1 protein-coding gene is annotated in these 359 nt (G+C 57.9%); it reads left to right on the top strand.

Annotated features, from left to right (window positions below):
• Positions 1 to 359 (top strand): DHHA1 domain-containing protein (locus BG74_RS17005; RefSeq protein WP_244267327.1); only part of this gene is annotated, 359 nt, incomplete at both ends.

Here is a 359-nt window from a genome sequence, read left to right on the forward strand (position 1 = left end):
CTGGACGATATGTCGGTAGGGGTTGCGCTGCTGCTGACGGACGATATGTCGCAGGCACGCATGCTGGCGGTAGAACTGGATGCTCTCAATCAAACTCGGCGTAAAATCGAACAGGGTATGGAAGCTGAAGCGTTAGCGCTGTGCCAAGCGATGGCGAGCGACGAGCATACGATGCCCTTTGGGCTGGCTATCTATCATGCGCAGTGGCATCAAGGCGTGGTGGGTTTATTGGCGTCGCGGATAAAAGAGCGTTTTCACCGGCCGGTTATCGCCTTTGCGCCCGCAGGTTATGGCGTACTGAAAGGCTCTGGGCGATCGGTGGCCGGCTTGCATATGCGCGATCTGCTCGAGCGGCTGGA

The sequence above is a fragment of the Sodalis-like endosymbiont of Proechinophthirus fluctus genome, assembly GCF_001602625.1.
Classification (GTDB): Bacteria; Pseudomonadota; Gammaproteobacteria; order Enterobacterales; family Enterobacteriaceae.